This window comes from Tsukamurella conjunctivitidis (assembly GCF_007858475.1).
GTDB classification, from domain to species: domain Bacteria; phylum Actinomycetota; class Actinomycetes; order Mycobacteriales; family Mycobacteriaceae; genus Tsukamurella; species Tsukamurella conjunctivitidis.
This window is the reverse complement of record NZ_VIGX01000154.1, coordinates 1-617: the sequence shown is the minus strand read 5'-3', so window position 1 is coordinate 617 and position 617 is coordinate 1. Positions and strand designations below refer to the sequence as shown.

Here is a 617-nt window from a genome sequence, read left to right as displayed (position 1 = left end):
ACGTGGTGCGCGGGTACTGCCCTGCTCTTCATCGGCACGTGGGCTCTCGGACAGTCGGAACTCCCGCCCCTGGTCATCGCCGGCCGCGTGGTGACAGACAGCCACCTGGTCGTGGGCATTCTCGTCGCTGCACTGCTCCTGTGGGCCCTCAGTCTGGTCCTCATCGTCGTCCGCCTCGCCACGCCGTTCCAGGAGACTCCACTCCTGTGGCGTCGGATCCTGCGGCGCACCATCCGCACGGTGACCACCGTGTTCTCCCTGGGGGTGGTCCCGATCCTCGCACTCGTCCTGCTTCTCGAGGGTGCCGACCTGCCGACGGCAGCCCACCACCTGCAGCCCGACGCACCGGGCGGGTGCCGGGTGTTCGCCCTGGTCGAACCCGCCTACGAGGGCTGGGACACGCGCTTCTTCGTCGTCGAACCGGGAAGCATCTCGGCCACTCCGGTCCGGGGCGCGTGGTCCACCGGCAAGGACGGTCCTGCCGACCCGATTGTCTCCCAGCCCTGGTCGCTGGAGTGGGCGGGGGACATCGGGACACTCACCTGGGGTTCCGGTGTCGGCGCGGACGACGACACCGTGACGATCGTCTGCCCGCCCCGCTGACAGGTTGTCTGCCC

The 617-nt window shown here is 69.5% G+C and carries 1 protein-coding gene; it reads left to right on the top strand.

Going from position 1 to position 617, the window contains the following annotated elements; all coding sequences use genetic code 11:
- The coding region (locus FK530_RS26090) for a hypothetical protein (protein WP_158645202.1) at positions 1–603 on the top strand (603 nt) is incomplete at its 5' end.
- Positions 604–617: the final 14 nt, after the last annotated feature.